This is a genomic window from Niallia sp. Kr1 (assembly GCF_050389805.1).
GTDB lineage: Bacteria > Bacillota > Bacilli > Bacillales > Cytobacillaceae > Bacillus_BD.
The window spans coordinates 3,941,266-3,965,210 of record NZ_CP130945.1; the positions used below are offsets into that span (position 1 = coordinate 3,941,266).

General features: G+C 38.9%; 24 protein-coding genes and 1 other annotated feature. Of the genes, 2 read left to right on the plus strand and 22 right to left on the minus strand.

All coding sequences use genetic code 11. The features are described 5' to 3' along the window. Positions 1–159: 159 nt before the first annotated feature. The 7 genes from Q5760_RS19385 to nadB form a co-directional block, all read right to left on the minus strand. Positions 160–705 (minus strand): BofC C-terminal domain-containing protein, encoded by a 546-nt coding sequence (locus Q5760_RS19385; protein ID WP_428909248.1) that lies wholly within the window; start codon positions 703–705, stop codon positions 160–162. 159 nt (positions 706–864) lie between these two features. Next, complete coding sequence (locus Q5760_RS19390; protein ID WP_428909249.1) at positions 865–1,566, minus strand: YhcN/YlaJ family sporulation lipoprotein; 702 nt, start codon at positions 1,564–1,566, stop codon at positions 865–867. A 105-nt stretch (positions 1,567–1,671) separates the two neighbouring features. Beyond that, a complete protein-coding gene (locus tag Q5760_RS19395) occupies positions 1,672–2,649 on the minus strand; it encodes a phosphotransferase (RefSeq protein ID WP_428909250.1) in 978 nt (325 codons plus the stop codon). Continuing rightward, positions 2,633–4,606: a SafA/ExsA family spore coat assembly protein gene (gene safA, locus Q5760_RS19400; RefSeq protein ID WP_428909251.1), complete on the minus strand. Its 1,974-nt coding sequence runs from the start codon at positions 4,604–4,606 to the stop codon at positions 2,633–2,635. Before safA ends, Q5760_RS19395 begins: the two co-directional genes overlap by 17 nt. 269 nt (positions 4,607–4,875) lie before the next feature. Next, positions 4,876–5,973 (minus strand): quinolinate synthase NadA, encoded by a 1,098-nt coding sequence (nadA, locus tag Q5760_RS19405; protein ID WP_428909252.1) that lies wholly within the window; start codon positions 5,971–5,973, stop codon positions 4,876–4,878. Positions 5,974–6,001: 28 nt separating this feature from the next. Next, positions 6,002–6,838, minus strand: coding sequence for a carboxylating nicotinate-nucleotide diphosphorylase (nadC, locus tag Q5760_RS19410; protein WP_428909253.1), 837 nt, complete (start codon positions 6,836–6,838; stop codon positions 6,002–6,004). Continuing rightward, positions 6,807–8,369, minus strand: coding sequence for an L-aspartate oxidase (nadB, locus tag Q5760_RS19415; protein WP_428909254.1), 1,563 nt, complete (start codon positions 8,367–8,369; stop codon positions 6,807–6,809). Before nadB ends, nadC begins: the two co-directional genes overlap by 32 nt. Before the next feature lie 403 nt (positions 8,370–8,772). Between nadB and Q5760_RS19420 the strand changes: the two genes are divergently transcribed. Continuing rightward, entirely contained in the window at positions 8,773–9,915 is a 1,143-nt protein-coding gene (locus Q5760_RS19420; protein ID WP_428909255.1) for an IscS subfamily cysteine desulfurase, read from the plus strand. 22 nt (positions 9,916–9,937) lie between these two features. Next, a complete protein-coding gene (locus Q5760_RS19425) occupies positions 9,938–10,474 on the plus strand; it encodes a transcription repressor NadR (protein WP_428909256.1) in 537 nt (178 codons plus the stop codon). 344 nt (positions 10,475–10,818) lie between these two features. Here the strand turns inward: Q5760_RS19425 and pheA are convergent, their stop codons facing one another. From pheA to Q5760_RS19500, 15 genes are all read right to left on the minus strand, one after another. Continuing rightward, positions 10,819–11,673: a prephenate dehydratase gene (gene pheA / locus Q5760_RS19430; RefSeq protein ID WP_428909257.1), complete on the minus strand. Its 855-nt coding sequence runs from the start codon at positions 11,671–11,673 to the stop codon at positions 10,819–10,821. Positions 11,674–12,081: 408 nt separating this feature from the next. Beyond that, positions 12,082–12,537, minus strand: coding sequence for an ACT domain-containing protein (locus tag Q5760_RS19435; RefSeq protein ID WP_428909258.1), 456 nt, complete (start codon positions 12,535–12,537; stop codon positions 12,082–12,084). A gap of 177 nt (positions 12,538–12,714) precedes the next feature. Beyond that, positions 12,715–14,004 carry a GTPase ObgE gene (obgE, locus tag Q5760_RS19440; RefSeq protein WP_428909259.1) on the minus strand — a complete coding sequence of 430 codons (1,290 nt, stop codon included), beginning with the start codon at positions 14,002–14,004 and terminating at the stop codon, positions 12,715–12,717. A 66-nt stretch (positions 14,005–14,070) separates the two neighbouring features. After that, positions 14,071–14,619, minus strand: coding sequence for a Spo0B C-terminal domain-containing protein (locus Q5760_RS19445; RefSeq protein WP_428909260.1), 549 nt, complete (start codon positions 14,617–14,619; stop codon positions 14,071–14,073). A 145-nt stretch (positions 14,620–14,764) separates the two neighbouring features. Beyond that, on the minus strand, positions 14,765–15,058 hold the full coding sequence (gene rpmA / locus Q5760_RS19450; RefSeq protein ID WP_428909261.1) for a 50S ribosomal protein L27: 294 nt from the start codon (positions 15,056–15,058) through the stop codon (positions 14,765–14,767). Between the two features lie 11 nt (positions 15,059–15,069). Further along, positions 15,070–15,399 (minus strand): ribosomal-processing cysteine protease Prp, encoded by a 330-nt coding sequence (locus Q5760_RS19455; RefSeq protein ID WP_428909262.1) that lies wholly within the window; start codon positions 15,397–15,399, stop codon positions 15,070–15,072. Positions 15,400–15,409: 10 nt separating this feature from the next. Further along, complete coding sequence (gene rplU, locus Q5760_RS19460; protein WP_428909263.1) at positions 15,410–15,718, minus strand: 50S ribosomal protein L21; 309 nt, start codon at positions 15,716–15,718, stop codon at positions 15,410–15,412. 14 nt (positions 15,719–15,732) lie between these two features. Next, positions 15,733–15,812, minus strand: a sequence feature (ribosomal protein L21 leader region). A gap of 62 nt (positions 15,813–15,874) precedes the next feature. Continuing rightward, positions 15,875–17,416 carry an Rne/Rng family ribonuclease gene (locus Q5760_RS19465; protein WP_428909264.1) on the minus strand — a complete coding sequence of 514 codons (1,542 nt, stop codon included), beginning with the start codon at positions 17,414–17,416 and terminating at the stop codon, positions 15,875–15,877. A 111-nt stretch (positions 17,417–17,527) separates the two neighbouring features. Further along, complete coding sequence (locus Q5760_RS19470) at positions 17,528–18,394, minus strand: M50 family metallopeptidase (RefSeq protein ID WP_428909265.1); 867 nt, start codon at positions 18,392–18,394, stop codon at positions 17,528–17,530. Further along, the gene (locus tag Q5760_RS19475) at positions 18,387–19,232 is read right to left on the minus strand and encodes a peptidoglycan DD-metalloendopeptidase family protein (RefSeq protein WP_428909266.1); all 846 of its coding nucleotides are present in this window, start codon (positions 19,230–19,232) and stop codon (positions 18,387–18,389) included. Before Q5760_RS19475 ends, Q5760_RS19470 begins: the two co-directional genes overlap by 8 nt. 225 nt (positions 19,233–19,457) lie before the next feature. Next, positions 19,458–20,261 carry a septum site-determining protein MinD gene (gene minD / locus Q5760_RS19480; RefSeq protein ID WP_428909267.1) on the minus strand — a complete coding sequence of 268 codons (804 nt, stop codon included), beginning with the start codon at positions 20,259–20,261 and terminating at the stop codon, positions 19,458–19,460. 1 nt (position 20,262) lies between these two features. Then, positions 20,263–20,943 (minus strand): septum site-determining protein MinC, encoded by a 681-nt coding sequence (minC, locus tag Q5760_RS19485; RefSeq protein WP_428909268.1) that lies wholly within the window; start codon positions 20,941–20,943, stop codon positions 20,263–20,265. A gap of 383 nt (positions 20,944–21,326) precedes the next feature. After that, a complete protein-coding gene (mreD, locus tag Q5760_RS19490) occupies positions 21,327–21,839 on the minus strand; it encodes a rod shape-determining protein MreD (protein ID WP_428909269.1) in 513 nt (170 codons plus the stop codon). Beyond that, positions 21,839–22,720 (minus strand): rod shape-determining protein MreC, encoded by an 882-nt coding sequence (mreC, locus tag Q5760_RS19495; protein ID WP_428909270.1) that lies wholly within the window; start codon positions 22,718–22,720, stop codon positions 21,839–21,841. Before mreC ends, mreD begins: the two co-directional genes overlap by 1 nt. Before the next feature lie 21 nt (positions 22,721–22,741). Further along, positions 22,742–23,764, minus strand: a complete 1,023-nt coding sequence (locus Q5760_RS19500) for a rod shape-determining protein (RefSeq protein WP_428909271.1) — start codon at positions 23,762–23,764, stop codon at positions 22,742–22,744. Positions 23,765–23,945 lie beyond the last annotated feature (181 nt).

Below are 23,945 nucleotides of genomic sequence, written 5' to 3' on the forward strand. Positions count from 1 at the left end.
TCTTAGTGGGATATAACTGCCCGTAATGTCCTAAAATAAAGAACTACCTATCATTGGAAAACCACCACTGATTTAAGTTTCACCTTATCATACAATAGTTTTTCAGGGATGAAAACCGTTTGATCAAAACCAAAAAAGAACCGATTGATCGGTTCTTTTTTAATTTGCTTGTTTTTCTTTTGAGTATGTTTTAAAGGTTTCTAATACTTCTACGTATCGATCTTTTGTTTTGATTCGAATGCCATTTTTTAATTCTTCGCGTTTCCTACTTTCTAATTTACCTACATCAATTTGAAAGAAAGATTGAATGATATGAGATTTATAGGGTCTGCCATTAAAAATCGTTAAAATTCCATCATCCGTAACACCAAAATATCCATTTGCCTTTAATAACGGGGAAATGTCATCAGCTTTCTTATGAAAGACCATTTTATTATTTTCCATACCAATAAATTGCCAGTCCTCATACTTTGCCCAAAAATTCTCCATTGAGTAGATTGTTTCTGTGACCGTCTCTTCACTGATTTCTCCATCCATATACAGACATTTTAAAAGAACGTCAACTGTAATCGGGGTTTTCTCTTCCTCAATTGTTCCCGTTTCCGCAAACGCATGGTGCTGTATTCCAAACTGGAATCCTACTAATATAAGTATCCATATTATAATCGTACGAATAATAGTATGAATGAAACCTTCCGTTTGCATAGACGATCACCTCTTTTATTAAAATCAAAACACTAGAGATTATACATCTCTATTACATTCCTATTGTGACCATTTTTTATTTTCCTTATCCTAATTTTCGTTAAAACTATATATTTGAAAATTTAAATACAAAAAAACGGGGATACTTCACCCCCGTTTTTATCGGTTATCCCTATTAAATATGTTATTTATTTCCGCTTCGATTTCTTTAGTTGGTCCACCGTTTTTCAAATCATTATTCATGACTTTGATTCGATTGTACTGACTTTCATTTGTAAAGACTTGAACTTGTTTTCCCCTTAATTGTGGTTGAACCGCATTTTGAATATTTTTCTTTGTTTCATCAACCAGTTCATTTTTTTCAAGAAGAACGCCAATTAATACCCTCTGCTCGGTAATAATCGTTTCTGCATCTTTCACATTTTCTACTTGTCTTACTTTTTGAGTGATTTCTTTGCTCAAGTTCCCTTGGTTTTCGCGATTATAGACTTTCTTACCAGTTTGATTCTGCGCATTCGATAAGTGACCGTGATAATTACGATCATTCGCACCAATTAAAGGGTCATCATATTGGGTTTGAATGTTTGCTCCTCGACGACCATTATTATTTTTTTCCGAACCACGTTCCTGACCTAATGTATGGTCTAGCATCTCAGTTGCTGGACCATCATTATCATTACCATTTAATATCCTTACATTTCCACCATTGTTATCATGGGATTCATTGGAATAATAACCAATTCGCATCATATCATTTTCTTGTCTATTCCCGTTATTGGCCGCTTCGTCGTTTGTGCCACAACCAGCCAATCCAATACTCAATAAGGTACAGAGGAGCCACGTTTTTCGATGTTGTCGCAACTAGGTTCCACCTCTCTATATCAAACTCGAGCATCTATATATGCTCATGTTTAGAGTATGACAGATGGAACCATTTCATCCTGTCAGTTGCCTCCAATTTCGACATCATTTAACTATTCGCATAAGTTCACGAACAAACTCCTGTCTTTGATCAAATTGACTAAAGGTTAACTGAAGAGTATTCCGAATTTTATTTAAATCTTGGTGAGATTGTTCTTTAATAAGGCGATTCCATTCTCGAAAGATATCAGTTGGATAGGCGAGAGCATACAAAAACAGTTTTTGCTGAAAATAAGGTTGTATAATTGGAAATTCATTAAGAGCTGGGAGCGACCAATTCAAAAAAGGCAGGATTCGATTTGCATATTGTACATAATCCGCAAAAACTGGTCCTACACTAATTAAATCAAAATCGATTAAATATAAGTCGCCATTTGATTTTCGAAGGAAATTATGATGGGCTACATCTCCATGCAAAATCACAACAGGTTGACGAAAAAGAGATTCTTTTTCTTTTTTCAATCCTTTAAGCGACCATTCAGCCCAAGAAATCAGCTCGGAAACGATCTCCCTTGGAATAAAATAAGAAAGAATGTCTTCGTTTTTTAAAAATAAAAAAAAGCGTTCCTCCCATTTATTTTGGAGGTCAAAACTAGGTAATAGTCGTCGATAGCTTCCCACTAATTTTTTGGATGTTTGATGATACTTTTGAAGCAACGACATTGCTTCTTGACAATTTTCCATACTATTGTATAGAAAGCGCTGTTTACTCGGATTAATATACTCGAGTAGTCCATAATATTTTTTATTAAATTGTAGACTAGTCATTCCTTGATAAAACATATAAGTGGAGTGAAAATGATTCTTTTTTAAGGATGAGGTAAATGCATCCTGTATTAACAAACTGCGCCTTGAGGAAAAACCTTTTACGATAATGGGTGTTCCATCTTCCATTTTTATAAAATAAACATTCTTCTTAATGTGTGTAAATTGTTGAATGTTCGTCGAAAGTTGCTTTTTTAAATAAGAGAGGAGACGATGATTAAATTCTTCGTCTCCTCCAATCTTATTCAATCGATTCATCGTTCTCATCTCGTTGTACTGGTACTCCTGGAACTCCTGGAACTCCTGGAACTCCTGGAACGCCCGGATAACCAGTGAAAGTCGGCGGGTATGGCTGCCCTCCATAACCGTAATCAAATGATTGTTGAGGCATTGGAGCATAACCACCTGACATAGGTCCTGACCCAAATCCTTGACCATATGGTTCAGGGTTAAAACCACCGAAACCCTGTGGTGCTGGGGCATATCCTCCACTCATTCCAAGCCCTTGTGGTGCTGGGGGATAACCACCTCCTGTACCATATCCGGGAGCTGGGAAATATCCCCCTTCCATACCGTATCCTGGTGCAATCGGTTGTTGAAATCCAGGTTGAACTCCATATCCGCTAGCTTGAGGAGCTTTTGGTCCTCCGCAGCCACAATCTTTTTTCTGCTGTGGATAGTATGGATAATGGGTTGCTGCTGGCATTTGAGTTGGGGGAAATGGTTGTGCGGCTCCCATACTAACCCCTTGAACCTCTTGGTTTCCAAATGGATTTACAGGTGCCCCGTAATAAGGTCCTGGAACAGCATCTCCCCCTGCAAACGTTTGTTGAGGTCCCATAAATGGTGAAGATTCTTCAAATCCTTCATCCCATACACCTGGCATCATACTAACGGACGCATAAGGATTTTCCATGAATGGATATTCCATTGGTGACTCTGGTGAATAACTTCCTTGTACTTCTGGATATGGCATTGGTGATGCAGGTACACTGGAACCTAGAACTTGCGGAAATGGCTGCCCTTGCATTGGTGGTGACATATATTCTTCCTGTACATTCGGATATGGCATTGCTTGCATCGGTGGCATTGGTGGCATATAAGCCCCTTGCACCTGTGGAAACGATTGTCCTTGTACTGGCTGCATATATCCGCCTGGTACTTGTGAATAAGGCATTGCTTGTGGACTTTGATAACATGGATCTTGATATGGTTGTATAGGTCCACACGGATTAAATGACGGTTGCATTTGAGGCATATATGGATTCATTGGTTGAGTCATCCCCCCTACCATTCCAGGTATTTTTTTTGTTGGTCCAAAATCATCAGATGGCATCTTTTGAGGCGCCTTTTGAAATGGCATTTTATTAGTCGGCATTTTTTGCTGTGGGATTTCCTCACTTATTGGTTGTATATTTGGAAGTTTGTTCTCTAGTTTTGGCGGCACTGGTGGAATAATTGGTTGTTCTTGAATATTCATATTAGCCATATTCGTCATAAAATAGTTGTTCATTTCAACCTCAGGAATAATTGCTTGAGGCATTTTCGGAATATGAGGCATTTTTGGAACGAAAGGCTTCTTTGCTTGCTCAATTGGCTTTTCAGCTACAGGTTTCTTAGCCATAGGCTTTTCAGCTACAGGTTTCTTAGCCATAGGCTTTTCAGCTATAGGTTTCTTTGCTATTGGTTTTTCTGCTACAGGCTTTTCTGCTACAGGTTTCTTTGCTATTGGTTTTTCTGCTATAGGCTTCTTTGCTATTGGTTTTTCTATCATTGGTTTTTCTACTACTGGAGGCATTTTGGGTTTTGGAGCTTCTTTTTTTGGTACTTCTTTAACAATCGGTGTTTCTATAATGATCGGTGCTTCCTTTTTAACAGGTTGCTCTTTAACCGGTTTTGCTTTTGGTTGTTCTTTAATCGGTACTTCTTTAAATTTGGGTTGTTCTTTTACGATTTGCTTTTCTTTTACAAATGGCTGTTCTTTAATTGGCGATTCTTTCTGAGAACCCATATTGATTTTTGCTCCGCCGGCCCCCATCTGCGTTTCTTTTTTTATATTTCCACCAGATGTTGGGACTTTAATTTTCATACCGGGCATAATCATATCAGGGTTGCTGAGCTGGGAATTTATTTTTTTCAGCTCTTCAAAATTCACGCCGTACTTCTTGGCGATCTTCCAAAGAGTATCCCCTTTTTGTACGATATGGATTTTCACTCTGATTTCCCCTCCTGTGCATAAGTCCATACATTCTATGTTGTATTAGGCAAATTGCTATTCTTTTTTACATAACAACTTATGCAAAGGACAATTAGATTATGTTGCGGACAATCTTCAAAAAAAATGCCAGCTACAAAAAATGCAGCTGACGATGGGTGTTCCTCTTTTATTCCGCTCTATTAAACTGGATTGTTTGATTGATTTCGGTTCTTACACTTCAATCAATAGTAGTTCGAAATTCAAATTTATCTTTATCACGACTTACATTAATTTTGTAGCATGCGGTCTAAAGCAAGCTTTGCTTTTTGTGCCACTTCATGATCTACCTTAATGATGTTATGAGTTTCCCCTTTCTCGATTGACTCTAAGCTCCAAGCTAAATGCGGAAGGTCAATCCGATTCATCGTTAAGCATGAACACATGTATGGGTTCAAGGAAATGATATGCTTATCAGGATGTTCTTGAATGATTCGGTTGACTAAATTTTGTTCTGTTCCGATTGCCCATTGTGAACCTGGTTCTGCTTTTTCTATAGCATTGATAATATAATTAGTAGATCCGGCTAAATCACTCAAAGCAACTACTTCATGTGAACATTCAGGGTGAACGATGATTTTCATTTCAGGGTGTTTTTCTCTAACATCCTTCACATTAGCGACTGTAAAGTTTTCATGCACGGAGCAATGTCCCTTCCACAAAATGACTTTTACATCTTCAACTTTACCTTCAAACACGAGTTTGTTTTGGATCGGGTCCCAAATCGCCATTTGCTCCAATGGAATCCCCAAATTGAAAGCTGTATTACGACCTAAATGCTGATCCGGTAAGAATAGAATACGTTCTTTTTGCTCGAATGCCCAAGATACCATTTTTTCAGCATTTGAAGAAGTAACCGTTGCACCCCCATGTTCTCCGACAAACGCCTTAATCGCAGCCGTTGAGTTGACGTATGTTAATGGTAAGATCGTATCGCCAAACGTATCCATTAAGATTTCCCATGCACGCTCGGTTTGATGAATATCAGCCATATCCGCCATTGAACAGCCGGCACGCATATCTGGCAAATAAACTTTTTGTTCGTTTGTTGTTAAAATATCTGCTGTTTCTGCCATAAAGTGAACGCCACAAAAAGCTATAAACTCGGCCTCTTTATTTTGTGCAGATAGCTGGGCTAATACTAGGGAATCCCCCTTTGCGTCTGCAAATTTAATAACCTCGTCTTTTTGATAATGATGGCCAGGTATAAATAAACGGCTGCCTAATCTTGTTTTTACGGCTTGAACTCGGTCTTCTAGCTCTTCTGTAGACATTTTCTTGTATATATCTGGAATCAATTTATTCGCCATTGTTTGTAAAATACTCATTTTCTGCTCTCCCCCATTAATCTATAATCTAGCCAATTACAACTTTCACACTTATATCAAGGGCTTTAACCGTATGTGTAAGTGCTCCAAGTGAAATGACATCTACCCCTGTATCACGATAACTCGCTAAATTATCTAAAGAAATTCCACCTGATGCTTCGGTTTTAATGCCCTCAGGAACAAGTCCAATCCACTCTTTGATTTCATCTGGTGTTCGATTATCAAACATAATCACATCTGCTTTTGCCGCAACCGCTTCTTTTACTTGATCTTCTGTTTCAATTTCCACTTCCACCTTGACCATATGGCCAATTTGGGATCTAACTTTTTCAACTGCCTTTGTAATGGAACCCGCAAAGGAGATATGGTTGTCTTTAATCATAACGGCATCATATAGACCAAAACGATGGTTGACTCCACCTCCACATTGTACGGCATATTTTTCCATCATCCTTAATCCTGGTGTTGTTTTTCGTGTGTCCGTTATTTTGGTATGTTGACTGTTTAAAATGCGAACGGCTTCGTTTGTTGCAGTTGCAATTCCGCTCATTCGTTGAACTAAATTCAACACGACTCTTTCGCCTTGAAGAAGGCTTGACACTTTTCCGCTTACAGTAGCAAAGACTTGTCCTTTTTCAATGCGTTCTCCATCTTTCACACTGATTTCCACCACTACCTCTTGGTCAAGCATAGGGAAACCTGTGCGTATGACATCTTCACCGCAAAAAATCCCGTTGTCCTTTGCGACAAATTTAATTTGTCCTTTTTCATCTTTTCCAAAAATCGTTTCACTCGATAAATCTCGATCCCCGATATCCTCTATAAAAAATTGCTCAAGTTGTGATTTTAATTTTAATTGGTTCAACTCGGTCACCCTTTAACTGTAAAATAATTTGTGCTTTCTCCCATTCCTGATTCTCTTGAGGGAAATCTCTGCGTAAATGTCCGCCACGACTTTCTGTTCGTTGTAAAGCCGCTTTTGTGACAAGCCATGAACTAATTAGCATGAATACTTTTTGAGTATCCTCTAACGGTAAATCATCTAAATCTGCACCTAGCCACTCTTCGATTTGATAGCTTTCTAAGTAGCTCAGTTGTTTTTCAAGTGATTCTTGATGACGTGAAATCCCTGTTCGTTCCATCATGCTTTTTTTAATATCTACGATTTCAGGCAAGTTGTACTGTGAACGTTTCTTTCTCGGATGATTTAATGTCATATATCGATACTGAGCCTCAGTCGGTGTATCATTAATGAAATCCGCTAGTCTTTTCCCGAAATATAAGCCCTCGAGTAAAGAATTACTTGCTAATCGATTGGCACCATGTATACCGGTACAAGCTACTTCTCCAATTGCATAAAGTCCCGGTATTGTGGTTTGACCATTTACATCGGTTTTGATTCCGCCCATTAAAAAATGGCATCCTGGCACAACAGGAATCTTTCCAGTATCTATATTAATCCCGTTCTCTCTGCAAATCGAAGCAACAGTCGGGAAACGAGTTTCAAAGTTTTTAATTGATGAAATATCTAAATAAACAGACTTTCCATTTTTGATTGTTTGGTAGATGGTTTGTGAAACGACATGTCTAGGAGCTAAATCCTTATAAGGATGAACCTCTTCCATAATGTAGGTTCCATCATCTGTTCGAAGTCTTGCCCCTTCTCCTCTAACAGCCTCTGAAACAAGACCTGCCCCTTTTCCATCTGCTAACAGAAGTGTCGGATGAAATTGAATGAATTCCATATCCGCCAGCTCTGCCCCAGCACGGTAGGCTAGAGCGATTCCATCACCTGTAACAGTATCAGCATTTGAGGTAAAACTATATATCTGTCCAACCCCGCCTGTTGCAATGACAACATGATCAGCGAAAATTGAAAGGGGTTTTCCGTTTGAATCTTTGACTTTCACGCCAACACAGCGCTGATCTTCAATTAATAGGTCATACACTGTCATGTTCTCAGCGATTTTGATATGATGTGTCTGGGAAAGTAAAAAGTCAATGACATTTTTACCTGTTGCATCTCCACCACTATGAATGATTCTATTTTCACTATGCGCACCCTCAAGACCTAATTTTATTTCTCCTGATTCATCACGGTCAAAAGGAACTCCTTCACTTATCAGTTCCTTAATTAAAGAAGGTGCCTCTTTTGTCATTTCTCTTACAGCTTTTTCGTTATTATGGTAACGACCCGCTTCTAATGTATCTTGATAATGTTTATATGGGTCATCACGGGCAGCTAAAGCAACCGAAATGCCCCCTTGAGCTAAATACGAATTACTAGTCGTCACTTGTGATTTTGTGAGAATAATCACATTTAAATCATGACGTAATTTTTTTGCCAACTGTAAGGCTGCAATTCCGCTTCCAATGATGATAACATTTGCTTTCATTTTACGATCATCTACCTCTCTAGGAATCAAATTCGCTCCGTCAACTGTGCGTCCGAATTTTTATCATGCCTCAAATCGCCACATCCGAATGTATCACCTGACATGGATGTGCTGTCCGTATGGAGCTCGCCCGATAAAAATCCAGACATCCGCCGGAGGCTAACTACATTCAGCCCGGGTTTGTACCCTCAATGAATCAGAGAGGTTTGTTATATTCATCTCGCACATGTGTATATGGAGAAGTTTTGCTGAATGAAGTTAACAGGTGTCTTGACACCTATATTTACATAGATTTAAACTATTGACAAGTACTTTTTTAGAATTTCCATAGATTTGGTTGCTTGAATTAGCAAAGTATCTATCGATTTGTCTATACTGTAAGTAGTGAAAATAAAAGAAGTTGGTGAAATTAGTGAATTATTTTGATTATGCGGCAAGTACTCCACTTGATTCGGAAGCAGCGAAGGTTTACATGGAGGCAGCCACGACCTATTTTGGAAATACAGGAAGTCTTCATGATATGGGGACCCAAGCAAAGGATTTACTAGAGAACTGCCGTAGGGAATTTGCGGGAATGCTAGGGGTAGAATCTAGTGGAATTTATTTTACAAGTGGTGGTTCTGAAAGTAATTTCCTAGGGATTCAGGCTTTGCTTTCAGCGAAGAAGAAAGAAGGATTTCATATTATTTCAGGTGTAGCAGAGCATGGCTCAATTCGTAGCACATTGAATTCTTTATCTCAACAAAATTATGAAGTCACCCTATTACCATTAAATGAACAGGGACGAATTGATGTAGAGAAATTAAAGGCCGCCACACGGGAAGATACGGTACTAATTGTCATTCAACATGCTAATTCCGAGATTGGGTCAGTCCAGCCCGTACAAGAAATCGCAGCATGGTGTAAAGAAAAGGAAATTCTCTTCCATTGTGATACGGTCCATTCTTTTGCCAAAATGGATCTCAAACCGATCACTCCATTGATTGATAGTCTTTCGATTTCCTCTCATAAATTTTATGGACCGAAAGGAATCGGCATTGCCTATGTAAACCCAAAACTAGCGTGGAAGCCGTTTTATCCAGGAACGTCTCATGAAAATGGCTTTCGTCCGGGAACGGTGAATGTTCCAGCGATTGCAGCAATGACGGTAGCCGCTCAACGCTGCCACTTGGAACTAAAGGAAAGCTTAGAGGAAGCTAATCAATTGCGGAAGAGCTTTTTATCCCTTTTAGAAAAAGAAAAGGATACCATTACGGTTTACGGCGGTAGCGGAGATGAGCAGATTCCATATACGATTGGTTTACGATTACATGGACTAGAAGGTCAATGGGTCATGCTTGAATGCAATCGACTTGGTTTTGCGATCTCGACAGGAAGTGCCTGTTCAACTGGATTGCAGTCTGCATCAAAAACAATGGTCGCCATGGAAATTCCTGAAAAGATTGGCAAAGAATTTATTCGTATCTCATTTGGAGATCATACAACAGAGCAAGAATTGAGCGAATTGGCTCAAGCTTTAATCGGAGTTATTGAAGGGGCAAGGTAAGGTTTTTAGGGGGAATGCAAAAGTGAAAAAAGTAACAGCGGATGAGAGACGAGATTTTATTTTATCACGGTTAAAAGAGTCAGATGCCCCATTAACGGGAAATGAGTTAGCAGCTGAAACCAATGTCAGCAGACAAATCATTGTCGGGGATATATCGATCTTGAAGGCGAGAAATGAACCAATTATTGCAACCAGTCAAGGCTATATTTATATTCAACCAAAAACTCCTATCTCCCGTGTGGAACGAACCGTTGCCTGCAATCATCCACCAGGGCGGACAGAAGAAGAATTAAACTTGATTGTTGACCATGGGGTAACGGTGAAAGATGTGAAAATCGAACATCCTGTATACGGTGACCTAACGGCTTCCATTTTGGTATCCAATCGCAAAGAAGTGAAGCAATTTATGAAAAAAGTAAGAGAAACCCAAGCTTCGTATTTGTTGGAGCTTACAAATGGGATTCATCTTCATACATTAAGTGCAACATCGGAAAAAGCGCTGGATGAAGCAGAATTGGCTTTGAAGGATGCAGGATTTTTGATGGATACGATGGATTGAAGATATGGTCGAATTAGTAACGATTGATTGGGATTGAAGTAGATCATGTTATATTGTTTTTTTGGTGATGGTCTTCATTTTATTTTGATGAAGACCATTTTTTTGTGATTGTATAGGATTTCGGTCTTCATGGGGGATATGAAGACCGTTTTCCTTGTTCATGCTTTTGGGTTTGGTCTTCATCCCGCTTATGAGGACCGTTTTCTTCGTTCATGCTTTGGGTTTTGGTCTTCATCAGACTTATGAAGACCGTTTTCTAATGAAATAATCCGGATTTCAGTCTTCACCATTTTATACAGAAGAACAAAAGAACTCACTCCAATAAAGAGAGTGAGTTCTTTGTATTATTTCGCTTGTAGTTGGTAATAAGGGTAACTTCCCAATATTTTAACCTGACAGCCGATTGCTTCAATTTCGGCAATCGCGCCTGGAATTAATACGTCATCAAGAGCTTTATCAATATCAATAATGAAGAAATAATTGCCTAATCCCGTTTTCGTTGGTCTTGACTCAATTTTTATTAAATTGAGCTGACGCCAAGCAAACGCTGATAGGACTTGATGAAGTGCCCCTGAGCGATCCTCTGGCAGAGTAATCATTAAAGTTGTTTTGTAACCCACATAATGAGGTTTAATCGGTAATTCTAATGGTTTTTTACATAAAAAGATAAAACGGGTCCGATTATAATCAAAATCATGAATATCCGGTTTGACAATCTCAAGACCATATTCTTGTGCTGCTAGTTCATTGGCAATCGCACCAATTGGCTCGTCCGGATGCTCCATCACATACTGTGCCGCCCCAGCTGTAGAAGTGTAGCTCTCAGCTCGTACTCCCTTTAATTCGGTATGTAAGAATTTATGGCATTGGGCGATCGCATGGGAATGACTATAAATCTTTTTTAGATTTTTCCATTTATCTGATTGGTTTGGGTGCACCATTAAATGCTGTCGAATTGGCGCAGAAAGCTCGCCTCTGACGGGTAGATCGACAACATGGATCAAATAGTCCAATGTGATATTTACTGAGCCTTCTAGGGCGTTTTCAAGCGGTACAACTGCAATATCTATCTCATCATTCACAACTGCTTCAATGCAATCTGGAATGGTCGTATAGGCAACTGTCTCGTAATCTGGAAACATTTCTCGAACTGCTAAATCTGTAAATGTTGCTTTCGGACCTAAGTAACCTGTTTTCACTATTTCTTTTCTCCCTATTTTGTATTTTACAAATACTTTACCATGTTAAAAAATAATTGTACAAGATTAATTACTTTGTCATCTTATTAAGAGCTATCTGGAGCGACCCCTTATGGACTTATTTTTTTATTTAAGTCCTTTAAAAAGCTTCTCATGGACTTTTTTCCCGATTCTTAGCTTGGAATGTCCTTGAGAACCCTGCTCATGGACTTTTTTTCCATTTCCTAGCTATTTTTGTCCTTGAGAGCCCTGCTCACGGACCTTTTTTCTATTTCTCAGCTATTTTTGTCCTTGAGGACCCTACTCATGTACCTTTTTTCCATTTCTCAACTATTTTTGTCCTTGAGAACAATTTGCCCCTATCCATTTAAATCATAATTAGAAAAAAGGCCTCAGCCCAAGCGCTTTTTACACGCCTGAACCAAGCACCTCTACCTTTTCAACGAATTCTAATTGTCTTACTCTTTTTAGGAGTTCTTCAATATCGACTTCCATATTCTCTACATTCAGTGCCAGTGTAATATTGGCTCGTCCTTGTAAAGGAATCGTCTGGTTAATCGTTAATACATTACAGCCAGTCGAAGCCACGGTTGTTAATAAATTAGAGAGAGTCCCCGAACGATCTTCTAAATAGATAAATAAGGTGATGAGGCGTTCTTTTACAACGGTATGAAACGGAAAAACGGTATCTCGGTATTTATAAAAAGCACTTCGGCTTAAATCTACTTTCTGTACAGCTTCCCATACGGAATCTACCTTGCCTCTATCAATCAGTGCTTTCGCATCAATCGTTTTTTTCATCGCCTCTGGCAATACATCTTCTCGGACCAAATAAAACTTTTTATCTGGCTTTTTTTCTCGCAATTCCTCTCCCCCCAATAGAAAAGCGTAAGCGCCTTGCACAGCCCTACCAGCATAAGACGAGCCTCTCGAAAAGGTGTTCTGATCTTTCAGAGAGGATCGGCTTTTGACCTTGAGGGGCTGGCAGCTTGCGCTAGACAATGATAGGTATTTAAATAGCAATTTTATTTTATAGGAAGGCTACTCGATAAATTCAAACTCAAATTCTAATAGCTTCACGATATCCCCGTCTTTGGCACCTCTTTCTCTCAAGGCATCATCGATTCCCATTCCTCTTAGCTGACGAGCAAAGCGTCTGACAGATTCATCCCTTGAGAAATCCGTCATCTTAAATAGCTTCTCAACGGCATCCCCAGATAAGATAAAGCTACCATCATCTCCTCTAGAAATTTCAAATTCCTGTTGCTTCGGCTCATGTTTGTAAAGAACATGATGTGCCTCTTGCTCCTCTTCTACGGTATGAAGCGGGAACTCCGGTGTTGTTTCGATCTTATCAGCAATCGCATAGAGTAGTTCTCTTAATCCGTTTCTTGTTAAAGCGGATATAGGAAAAACAGGGTAATCTTCGGTTAATTTATTTTTAAATACGGCTAAGTTTTCTTCGGCGTCTGGCATATCCATTTTATTAGCAACAATAATTTGCGGTCTTTCTGTCAATCGTAAATTATATTGCTCTAATTCTTTATTGATGGTCAGGTAATCTTCATAAGGGTCGCGTCCCTCTGTTGCAGCCATGTCAATTACATGGACGATCACTCGTGTTCTTTCAATATGTCGTAAAAATTGATGTCCTAAGCCGACTCCAGAATGTGCCCCTTCAATAAGCCCTGGCAGGTCAGCCATAACAAAGCTCCTACCATCCTCAGTTTCAACCATTCCAAGGTTTGGAACAAGCGTCGTAAAATGATATTCGGCAATTTTCGGTTTAGCTGAAGACACAACCGATAATAATGTCGATTTACCTACACTAGGAAATCCAACAAGCCCAACATCTGCTAAAAGTTTTAATTCAAGAATGACTTCTCTTTCTTGACCCGGTTCCCCGTGCTCTGAAAGCTCTGGTGCTGGATTTGCCGGTGTGGCAAAACGAGAATTCCCACGGCCCCCTCTTCCACCTTTTGCAATAACGGCACGTTGACCATGCTCAGTAAGGTCGGCAATGATTGCACCCGTATCTGCATCCGAAACTACGGTACCAGGGGGTACTTTAACAACCATATCTTTGGCACCACGACCATGTTGATTTTTTGACATGCCGTGTTCACCACGAGTTGCTTTAAAATGACGTTGATAGCGAAAGTCCATTAATGTACGTAGACCTTCTTCCACTTCGAATACAACATCCGCACCCTTTCCGCCATCTCCGCCAGCAGGACCGCCTTTTGGTACATATTTCTCACGTCGAAAAGCGACCATCCCGTTGCCGCCATCTCCGCCTTTCACATATATTTTAACTTGATCGACAAACATAATTTTTTATCCTCCCGACTGTTTGCGCAAGCGTTAAGCCTTTACAATCATCTAATTTTGTCATTTCTATGTAGGTTGTTGAAAAAATACTTCAAGAGAAAACTCTTGTTCTTTTATATTAAATTGATGAATATGCACACCATGATGTGGCACTTCAATAAACTCCTGGATGGAATCTTTCTTTTCTATTGTTCCACAAAAATCAAAAAAGAAACGAATTCCTTGCTCATGTGGCTCAATCGTTACGGATAAATGATTATTTCCAAATGGCTTCACACTATGATTAATTTTTGAGAAAAACATAGCGACCCAATCGGTTAACCATTGGTCATCAATTCCCTTGCACTTGATTTGATCGAGTACTTCATATTCAATTTGAAACGAATGCTGTTCCCAATTATGGGTAAGTAGTAACAAAGTAAGATTAGGAAAATTTAAATTCGAAAGTTTTGTTTCATTTTGTGCCTCAATCACGATTTCAGCAATAATTTCTTTTGTCCGGTCAATTTTATTTAAATCCAAGTTGCCTTTAATTAATTGTAATTTATTTAACCAGTCATGTCGTACTTGCCGAAGTAATTCAACTTTGTTCCAATCCTTTTTTTTCATAATCATTGATACCCCACTATAGACCGCTTTTTGATAGTATACCAAAAAAATGGAAGAAAGTAGTATAGTTGAAGGAAAAAGAATTTGTGGGACCTGAATTGTGGAAAAAGTTAAAAAAACTCTAACCGTAAAGGCTAGAGTTTTTTAACGATTATGCTTCTTGAGCAGCTGGGTATACGCTAACTTGTTTCTTGTCACGACCTACACGCTCAAATTTAACAACGCCGTCAACTTTTGCGAATAGAGTGTCGTCACCACCACGGCCAACGTTTACTCCTGGATAGATTTTTGTTCCACGTTGACGATAAAGAATGCTACCGCCTGTTACGAACTGACCATCTGCACGCTTAGCACCAAGGCGCTTTGCGATAGAGTCACGACCGTTCTTTGTAGAACCTACCCCTTTTTTAGATGCGAAAAACTGAAGATCTAATTTTAGTAACATGTATTTTCACCTCACTCTTTGAAGGTTATTTTTATATGCTCACCATATTGTTCTTCAATCGTCTGTAAAGAAACCACCATTCCTTCAAGCAAAACTTGAATTTTGTCATCAATGTCTGACGGAAGTTGATCCGGCATCTGACATCTCAAAAACCCATCATCTTGTTGAATATGGGGCACTATTCCGGTTAATGCATGAACGGCATTAATCGTTCCAAAGGACACAGCCGATGCACCAGCGCAGACAATATCTTTCCCATGATTAGCAAATAATGCATGTCCGCTCATGGTAAAAGACTTGATGAAACCTTTATGGTTACGATTGATTGTAATGTCTATCATCATTTACACCTTAAGCGTTGATTTTTTCAATAACAACTTTAGTGTATGGCTGACGATGACCTTGCTTTTTGTGGTAGTTTTTCTTCGCTTTATATTTGAAAACAATGATTTTCTTTGCTTTACCATTTTTTTCAACTTTAGCTGTAACCGTAGCGCCTTCAACAACTGGGCTTCCTACTTTTACGTTGTCACCACCAACGAAAAGAACTTTATCAAAAGTAACTGTTTCGCCTGCTTCAGCGTTTAGCTTTTCAATGTAGATTGCTTGACCTTCTTCTACCTTTACTTGCTTACCGCCTGTTTCGATAATTGCGTACATAGACTTGCACCTCCTCATAAACTCAGACTCGCCAATCACAGGTGATTTACATATGTAAATACTTTATACCTGATCCGTGCGGTTGTAGCACGGGTGCTACAAACATAACATTAAAATATTAACACACAGGTAAATCACTGTCAATATAGTTTTCTACTATGATTTTAGTTGAAGGATATTGTAAAAAGGCTGGACATTTTCGTTTATTTTGAATTCAATCGTAAACTTTAGGATTTCCTCTAATCTTTTCTTATGCTCGTTCTGCTCTCCACAAAACACTCTCTTCACGTGTTCCGTACTCTCAATGATCACTTTTTCAACATCCTGATTTCGATATTCATATAATTCTCTTTCTAGACGAAAGGCAACCGTTTCGGTACTCGGGAGTTTCCCAGTCCCTTCACAGACTGGACATTTTTCCATTAGACTTTCTGCTAATGAATTTTTCGTTCTTTTTCGTGTTAGTTGAAGGATTCCAAGTGCCGTAAATCCTACAATTCGAGTTTGCCGCCCATCTTTCCTTAATTCTTCTGTGATTCTCTCTTGAACTTGATTTCTCTCTTTTTCATTCTTCATGTCAATAAAGTCAATCAGAATCATCCCCGCTAAATCACGAAGACGAATTTGCCGTGCTGCTTCTTCGGCCGCTAACAAATTGGTTTTCAAAACGGTATCAGCCAAATCCTGCTTACCTGAAAATTTCCCAGTATTCACGTCGATGATCGTTAAAGCCTCGACTTCATCCATCACCAAATATGCCCCATTAGACAGCCAGACCATTCGCTTCAATGCCTTTTCCGTTTCTCCATGGAGATGATAAGCTGAAAAAATATTTTCATATCCTGTGTGTAAAGTGATTTGAAGTGATGGATAAACATTTTGAAGTTTCTCGAGTAACGAACGATCATCGATGACGACTTCAAGGTTTTGGGCAATGGGTCTAATCACTTCTACAAGCTCATGAAAAAAATGTTGATGTTCCAAAACCAATCCTGGCTTTTTTAGTGTCTTTGCTTTTTTCTCAAGATGCTCATGATGAGATCGTAATTGTTCGATTTCAATCATTAACTCCTCTTCATTAGCATTTGCACTACTTGTCCGAAAAATAAAACCCTCTTCTTCCGTTTTATGATGATAGCCAAATTGACGTAGATTCTGAGAGTCTTGAATCTTTTTTGATACGGCTATGTACTTTCCTTTTGGCATATAAATGAGATGCTCACCTGATAATTCGATAATCGAAGAGAGCTTTGGTCCTTTTGTTCCCGTTGCATCTTTTTCCACTTGAACAAGAAGTTTTTCACCTTGGTGGACGAAAGAGGAAATACCCTTTTTTTCCTTTTCCTCCTTTGATCCGTCTGCTAGCACAAAACTTGCTAGTTTATCTCGATGAATATATCCGTTCTTTTCCTCTCCAATATCAACGAATGCCGCATTCATTCCTGGTAATACCTTAGTGATCGTACCTAGATATATATTTCCTACACGAGAAGTGTGCTTTGGTTGTTTGATCTCCAGCTTTTCAACCTTCGAACCATCTAGTAGAGCAAAGCGCTTTTCTCGTGTTAAAACATTCACAATTAGCTTTTTCATTTTACTTCCTCGCTTTATTGTTAAGAGGCTTTTCTCAAGGACTTTTTCTGCTCTTTTTGAACCAAAATGTCCTTGAGAGCCTTCATCATGGACTTTTTCAACCAAAATGTCCTTGAGAAGCAGGCTGCCTACCAGTTTCTAATCTTCATACACAACTCATTTAAAAATGAGTGAACAGCATACAGCCATTCACTCATCTATCTTTATTATGACTTTTTAATAAGGATAAAGCAACTCGCTTACTTTGGCGCTATGCCTTTTTTCTACGAAGTAAGCATGGAGCAATTCGTTTTCGTCCAGTTGCTCGGTTTCGTTGTCTTCTTTTTCAATAATAATAAGGTGCTTACAGCCACGCTGAAACTGTTCGAGAACATTGGTCACCAGCTCATCTTCTTGGACATGTATCGGGATTAATGATTTAAACTCCACCTTTTTTCCATAAAACCGTTCCAATAAAAATCGAACAAACACATAATGCCTTTGTTTCCACTCTGTATAAAGCGAGAATGTAAGAAAACACATAATGACCCATAAATTTATATTGGTTGGTTGAATCCATACTAAACAGATAAAAAATGCTGCTAAACTAATAATTGAGATAAAGATCGTTTTTTGGTGAGCCGTTGGGAAAGACTCTGTTTTTGATCTCCAGAGATAAATCAATTTCCCGCCATCAAGAGGCCAAATCGGTAATAAATTAAAAACGAGGACCATTAAATTAAAGTCAATAAACTTTTGATAAAAATCATCTGAAATCAAATAGAATTGATGTAATAGAAGAGCCACAGCCATCATCCAAATATGCTGTAAGGGACCGGCTAACGTGACTATGGTTTCTTCTCGTAACGGACGATTCCCATGTTCTTCAACCTCTGCTACCCCTCCAAAGGGGAGCATGGATATTCGTTTTATCCTCCAGGAAAAAAGGGCTGCCATTACACCATGCCCTAGTTCATGTATTAAAATAATGAACAAAAAAAGTGACAGTTCAAGAAAATGACCTGTCATTATCGCTAAAGCCATCACAAGCCATAACAAAGGGTGAATATGAATTTGTTTAAGTAAGTCAACTATTTTAGTCAAATTGGATCACCTGTATCGGATCAACAAAATCATCACCTTCTTTAATAGCAAAGTAGAAGGAGCCCTTTGTTCCATCCTCGTAATCTGTCGCTTTTCCAACAACTGTCCCCTTTTCAATATATTGATAAAGGGTCACGTCTACAGCGCTTAAATTGCCGTACCAGGATTTAGTTTTATCGGGATGCTGAATGACAACGGTTTGTCCGAAGCCTTCTTTCTCGCCAACTTCAATGACCAGCCCGCCGATCATCGCTTCAACTTCGGCACCTTTTCCAGTTTCAATCGTGATCCTTTGTCCATTTTCACCGAAATCTTCTAGAATTTTCCCAGAAGCAGGCAAAGCATAATGGGTTTTGGAATCTTCTCCATCAACGGTTTGGGTTGGCTCTTCAGTTTTTTCAGGAAACAGGGCTAACGGTTTTCCAAATGTCCCTTCATACCAATCCGAAACAGCTGCAAATTGAAATTCCTCATTCATCGCCTTTGTCACAAAGTCGCGAGCGGGATCGAGCGTGGCAGTTGAATTTCGAAACATAATCGCAATCACTAAGAAAAGGACGGCGGATGATAATATTTTAAAAATAAACGTTTCCTTGCTAAACAATGGATGGTGGTCCCCGTCATTTGGACCACTTTCATAAGAGGTCAATGAATCAAATCCATATCGTTCTTCGTCTTCGAGCCATGGTATTTTTGTTTGTTCGGCATCCGAAGGACGAGTGCGGCGAAAATCCTTGTTCCGTGGCTCCACTTTTTTAGCCATTCGTTCTCGTTGTTTTTTTCTTTTTTCTATTCTTTTACGAATCTCATCACTACTTGAACGCATAATTTCCACCATTCTCCTTATACGACATTTAGTAGTACAAGTCTATGAGGGAAAATGGACAAATATGACTTATAGTAAACGAGGTTTATTTTTTTCAAAATCGGTGTGAAGGACTTTTAAGGAAATAAAAAATGCATAAGCTGCTCTATAATTCTAGAATCACTCATGCATTGTTTTAATTGTATTTTATGGAGAAAAATCCGGGCACAAATTCGACGAGCGAATTTGATTAACGATTTACTTCCCACCAAAAAATCGCTTGATTTTCGAGAAGACGCCACTTTTTTCAGAGTCTAACGGCTGAAGTGGGATCGATTCTCCTAGAATTCTTCTAGCGATATTTCGATAAGCAATACTTGCCTTGCTATTTGGATTCAGCACGATTGGCTCTCCACTGTTAGATGCGCGGATCACTTCATCGTCATCCGCAACGATTCCAATTAAGTCGATCGATAGATGAGTGGTAACCTCATCGACATCTAACATTTCACCGTTTTTCATCATATGGTTACGAATCCGATTAATCACCAATTTAGGGGGCTCCACGCCTTCCTCTTTTTCTAGTAAGCCGATGATTCGGTCAGCATCTCGTACGGCAGAAACCTCTGGAGTTGTGACAACAATAGCCTTGTCCGCACCTGCCACCGCATTCTTGTACCCCTGTTCAATACCCGCCGGGCAATCAATAATAATATAATCGTAATCTGCTTTTAACGTGTCAACCAACGTTTTCATTTGTTCAGGTTGTATGGCTGTTTTATCACTTGTTTGAGCTGCTGGAAGTAGATAAAGGAGATCATCAAATCGTTTATCCTTTACTAGCGCTTGGTGAATTTTACATCTTCCCTCGATCACATCAACAAGATCATAGATGATTCTATTTTCAAGACCCATGACGACATCAAGGTTACGTAAACCGATATCTGTATCGATTAGACAAACACGCTTACCTTGGATAGCCAAAGCCGTACCAATGTTTGCTGATGTTGTCGTTTTTCCTACTCCGCCTTTTCCTGATGTTATAACGATTGCTTCTCCCATCCTAGAGTCCCCTTTCCAATCTCGTTAAATTTGGCCGAACATTCATTAAAACTTGTAATCTATCAATCATCATTTGATTATTTTCGTCGATATAAGCACATTCCATTTCTCGTGGTTCTTGATCCACGACATGATCAGGCGCTCGATTAATAAGGTCACCAATTCGAAGCTGCTGTGGTATCAGCACTGATGCAGCAATAACCGCATTGTGATTACCGTTACAGCCAGCATGGGCGATTCCCTTTAGGGTACCCATTACAAAAATATTGCCTCCTGCCATCACCGTTCCACCTGGATTCACATCACCAATTAGCAACAGGTCCCCAGGTACATTTAAGACTTGACCTGAACGAATAATCTTTGAAACAGAAACAATTTCTTGTTCCTCTTTCTTTAACTGGGCTTCTTCTTTTGTCAATACATTGGACGTAATCGAATCCACGGTCAAATTTTCATTTTCATTAATGATCTCTTTTATTTCTTCTGTTTGTTCTTCTGTTAAATAGCGATTATTCAATTGGACCTTTACAGTGATTAGATGATGGTCGGCATGTGATCGAGAGCTTTCCATCAATTTCATTTGAAGCTCTTTTTTTAACTCATCAAAGGAACAATTGTCATTTAAATGGAGAATAATCCCCTCTTTAGTCCCTTTAATCGTTACATTTTGGAGTTTTTTCATTATAAAGATTTTCACCTCAACTAGAGCACTTCAATGGGAAAGCATGACAAAGATCGCTTTCTATTTTAAAAGCTTTGTTAAACTTGGTTGTTGATTTCCGAAACAGGGGCTTCACTTTCGCTCAGCAACGCAAGAGCCACCATGATATTTCGTATCTATAATGTCTGGTCTGTTTCCCGTCTCGCACAGGAGTATTCATGGCCTCCACTAAAATCAACAGTAGTCCGAATCCATTATTAACCTTTAACAAAGCCATTTTTAAAAAATGCTTTCTAAATAATGGTTTTCCTTTTACAGAAAGCCGTTTTATAACTTCGACAAAAATCTGTTGATTTCCTTTTAAACAATTGATTTTTCTTTATTAAAATAATATTGATGACAAATTATTCGTTTAATGATCGTCTATATGAGTCCATAAACTTTTTCAAAGGAAAAGCCACGATTGCAATAAAAATACCATTGAATAGTAAGGTTGGTAACAATCGAACTTGTAGATAACTCGTAAAATCCATCCTGGTTAAACCAATGAGAAAATTCATTTCATAGACTCCTAATTCTAACAAAGCAATACCTATAAGCGTAACAATACCAACAACCAGGATATTGGTTTGTAGGAGCTTCATCATCCAAGCAGCGATATACGTAACCAAAGGAATGATAAACAGGTAGATCCCGATTATCTCGGTATAAACAATATCAAATAAAAGTCCAAATATGAGTCCATAGATCAACCCTTGTTTACGATCCCCATAAATTGCAGCAAAAATAATGACCACAATGAGGAAATGTGGCACGATGATCTTCTCATTTGTAGAAAAAGCCTCTGGCAATAGTTCAACAAAAATGCTCTCGCCAATAAAACAAAGGCTAATGATAAGAGGAAGAAAAAATTTCATTATTCCTTCTCCTCCTCTTCGCCCATCATATCACTTAACTTAGGCTGAGTCATGGTTCTTTTCACAACCATCACATGCTCTAAGTCATAAAAATCAGCGCTTGTTTTTACATAAGCGGTCTGAGTTAAGCCATATTCATCAGGAACAACCTCTTCAACCGTTCCAATCATAAGGTCTGAAGGGAAAACCCCACCTAACCCAGACGTTTGAACCAGTTGCCCTTTTTCAATTTTCGCTTCATAAGGAATTTTCTTTAACAGCAGCATTTCACTTTCTTTATCAAAGCCTTCAATCTGACCGTAGACTTTCTCATCTCCGAGAATTTCTGCTGATACCCGATTCGTCGTGTCATTTGAACTTAATAATTGAACCGTTGCTGTTAATTGACGGCTATTTTTTACTTTTCCAATTAAACCGGTTGGTGTGATCACCGCCATATTGGCTTCGACTCCACTTGTGGAACCTTTATTGATAATAATCAGGTCATTCCATCGATCTGGGTTCCGACCAATCACTGTAGCTTGAATGGATTCAAAATCCCGTAATGCTTCTTGTTTATCTACGATTTCTCTAAGTTTAGCATTCTCATCTTCTAAGCTTTGTACATTTGCTTTTAACTGTGCTAATTCATTTAACTTTGATTTTAATGTTTTATTTTCCTCATATGTATTTTGCAAGTCTTGCACATTTTCAAAAAAACCGGCAAGATAATGGGCCGGTCTAGACACAAGGGTTTGAGCCCAGCCGACAGTATCTTTTACAAACTGTTCCGGCCAGGTCAACTCTTCACGTTGTTTTAATGAAAACCCAATTAATGCCACGAGAATGATAATGCTAACAAGCAAAATAATCAGGCGTTTGTTCAAAAAGAACTGTGGCATACGTACACACCTCTACTGATGTTAGCGAGCGTCTTTCGCTTTATTTTTAAATAAATGAATATGTTCTAGAGCTTTACCGGTTCCAATCGCAACGCAATCAAGAGGATTTTCCGCAATTAAAACAGGCATATTTGTTTCTTCGCTAATGACCTTGTCCAAATTATGAAGAAGCGCTCCCCCTCCAGTTAATACAATTCCACGATCCATAATATCTGCGGCAAGCTCTGGTGGCGTTCTTTCAAGTGTTAATTTAACACCATCAACGATTGCAACTACTGTATCTTTTAAGGCACGTGCAATTTCTTCTGCTGTAATTTCAATCGTTTTTGGTAATCCCGTTAACAAGTCACGTCCACGGATTTCCATGTTTTCAATTTCCCCTGGATCTCCTGCAGAGCCAATCTCCATTTTAATCGCTTCTGCGGTACGTTCCCCGATCATTAAATTATAGGTTTTTCGAATATAATTCACAATCGCTTCGTCCATTTCATCCCCAGCAATTCGAACGGATTGACTTGTAACGATTCCACCTAGTGAAATGATCGCAACTTCGGTCGTTCCTCCACCGATATCAACGACCATACTTCCGGTTGGTTCCCAAACGGGTAGATTGGCACCAATCGCTGCAGCAAATGGTTCTTCAATCGTATAAGCATCCCTTGCACCCGCTTGGCGTGTGGCATCAATTACGGCTCTTTCTTCTACTGCCGTAATTCCAGATGGAACACAAATCATTACATACGGTTTACCAGAAAAAATACTTTTTGATTTTGTTGCTTCTTTAATATAGTACTTCATCATTACCGCAGTTGTATCATAATCAGCAATGACTCCATCTTTCATAGGACGTAGTGCAACAACATTTCCTGGTGTACGACCTATCATATTTTTCGCATCGTTTCCAACGGCAACGATCCCCTTCGTATCTGTTTGCAGAGCAACAACAGAAGGTTCTCTTACAACTACCCCTTTGCCTTTCACATACACAAGTGTGTTTGCCGTTCCTAAATCAATTCCCAAATCCCGTGTCCCAATTCCAAACATGGTTGTATCTCCCCTTCTAAAACATAATACCATTCAACCTATTTTTCCCCGTAAAGCGAAAAAAAGCTTCTCCAATTTCTGGCAGTTTTTTCCAATTGTTTATAAAATGATTTGATTTATTTCAATTTTGTTCGTTTCATAGCTGTATAAAAATTGTAACGAAGTCTACCGGTTTCGTCAA

What these genes read in the sequence shown, in the direction of transcription:
- Q5760_RS19385 (WP_428909248.1), bottom strand. Translation starts at nt 705, where the DNA reads ATGCAAACGGAAGGTTTCATTCATACTATTATTCGTACGATTATAATA.
- Q5760_RS19395 (WP_428909250.1), bottom strand. Translation starts at nt 2,649, where the DNA reads ATGAATCGATTGAATAAGATTGGAGGAGACGAAGAATTTAATCATCGT.
- nadA (WP_428909252.1), bottom strand. Translation starts at nt 5,973, where the DNA reads ATGAGTATTTTACAAACAATGGCGAATAAATTGATTCCAGATATATAC.
- nadB (WP_428909254.1), bottom strand. Translation starts at nt 8,369, where the DNA reads ATGAAAGCAAATGTTATCATCATTGGAAGCGGAATTGCAGCCTTACAG.
- obgE (WP_428909259.1), bottom strand. Translation starts at nt 14,004, where the DNA reads ATGTTTGTCGATCAAGTTAAAATATATGTGAAAGGCGGAGATGGCGGC.
- Q5760_RS19445 (WP_428909260.1), bottom strand. Translation starts at nt 14,619, where the DNA reads ATGATTATGAAAAAAAAGGATTGGAACAAAGTTGAATTACTTCGGCAA.
- rpmA (WP_428909261.1), bottom strand. Translation starts at nt 15,058, where the DNA reads ATGTTACTAAAATTAGATCTTCAGTTTTTCGCATCTAAAAAAGGGGTA.
- Q5760_RS19455 (WP_428909262.1), bottom strand. Translation starts at nt 15,399, where the DNA reads ATGATAGACATTACAATCAATCGTAACCATAAAGGTTTCATCAAGTCT.
- rplU (WP_428909263.1), bottom strand. Translation starts at nt 15,718, where the DNA reads ATGTACGCAATTATCGAAACAGGCGGTAAGCAAGTAAAGGTAGAAGAA.
- Q5760_RS19475 (WP_428909266.1), bottom strand. Translation starts at nt 19,232, where the DNA reads ATGGTGGAAATTATGCGTTCAAGTAGTGATGAGATTCGTAAAAGAATA.
- minD (WP_428909267.1), bottom strand. Translation starts at nt 20,261, where the DNA reads ATGGGAGAAGCAATCGTTATAACATCAGGAAAAGGCGGAGTAGGAAAA.
- minC (WP_428909268.1), bottom strand. Translation starts at nt 20,943, where the DNA reads ATGAAAAAACTCCAAAATGTAACGATTAAAGGGACTAAAGAGGGGATT.
- mreD (WP_428909269.1), bottom strand. Translation starts at nt 21,839, where the DNA reads ATGAAATTTTTTCTTCCTCTTATCATTAGCCTTTGTTTTATTGGCGAG.
- mreC (WP_428909270.1), bottom strand. Translation starts at nt 22,720, where the DNA reads ATGCCACAGTTCTTTTTGAACAAACGCCTGATTATTTTGCTTGTTAGC.
- Q5760_RS19500 (WP_428909271.1), bottom strand. Translation starts at nt 23,764, where the DNA reads ATGTTTGGAATTGGGACACGGGATTTGGGAATTGATTTAGGAACGGCA.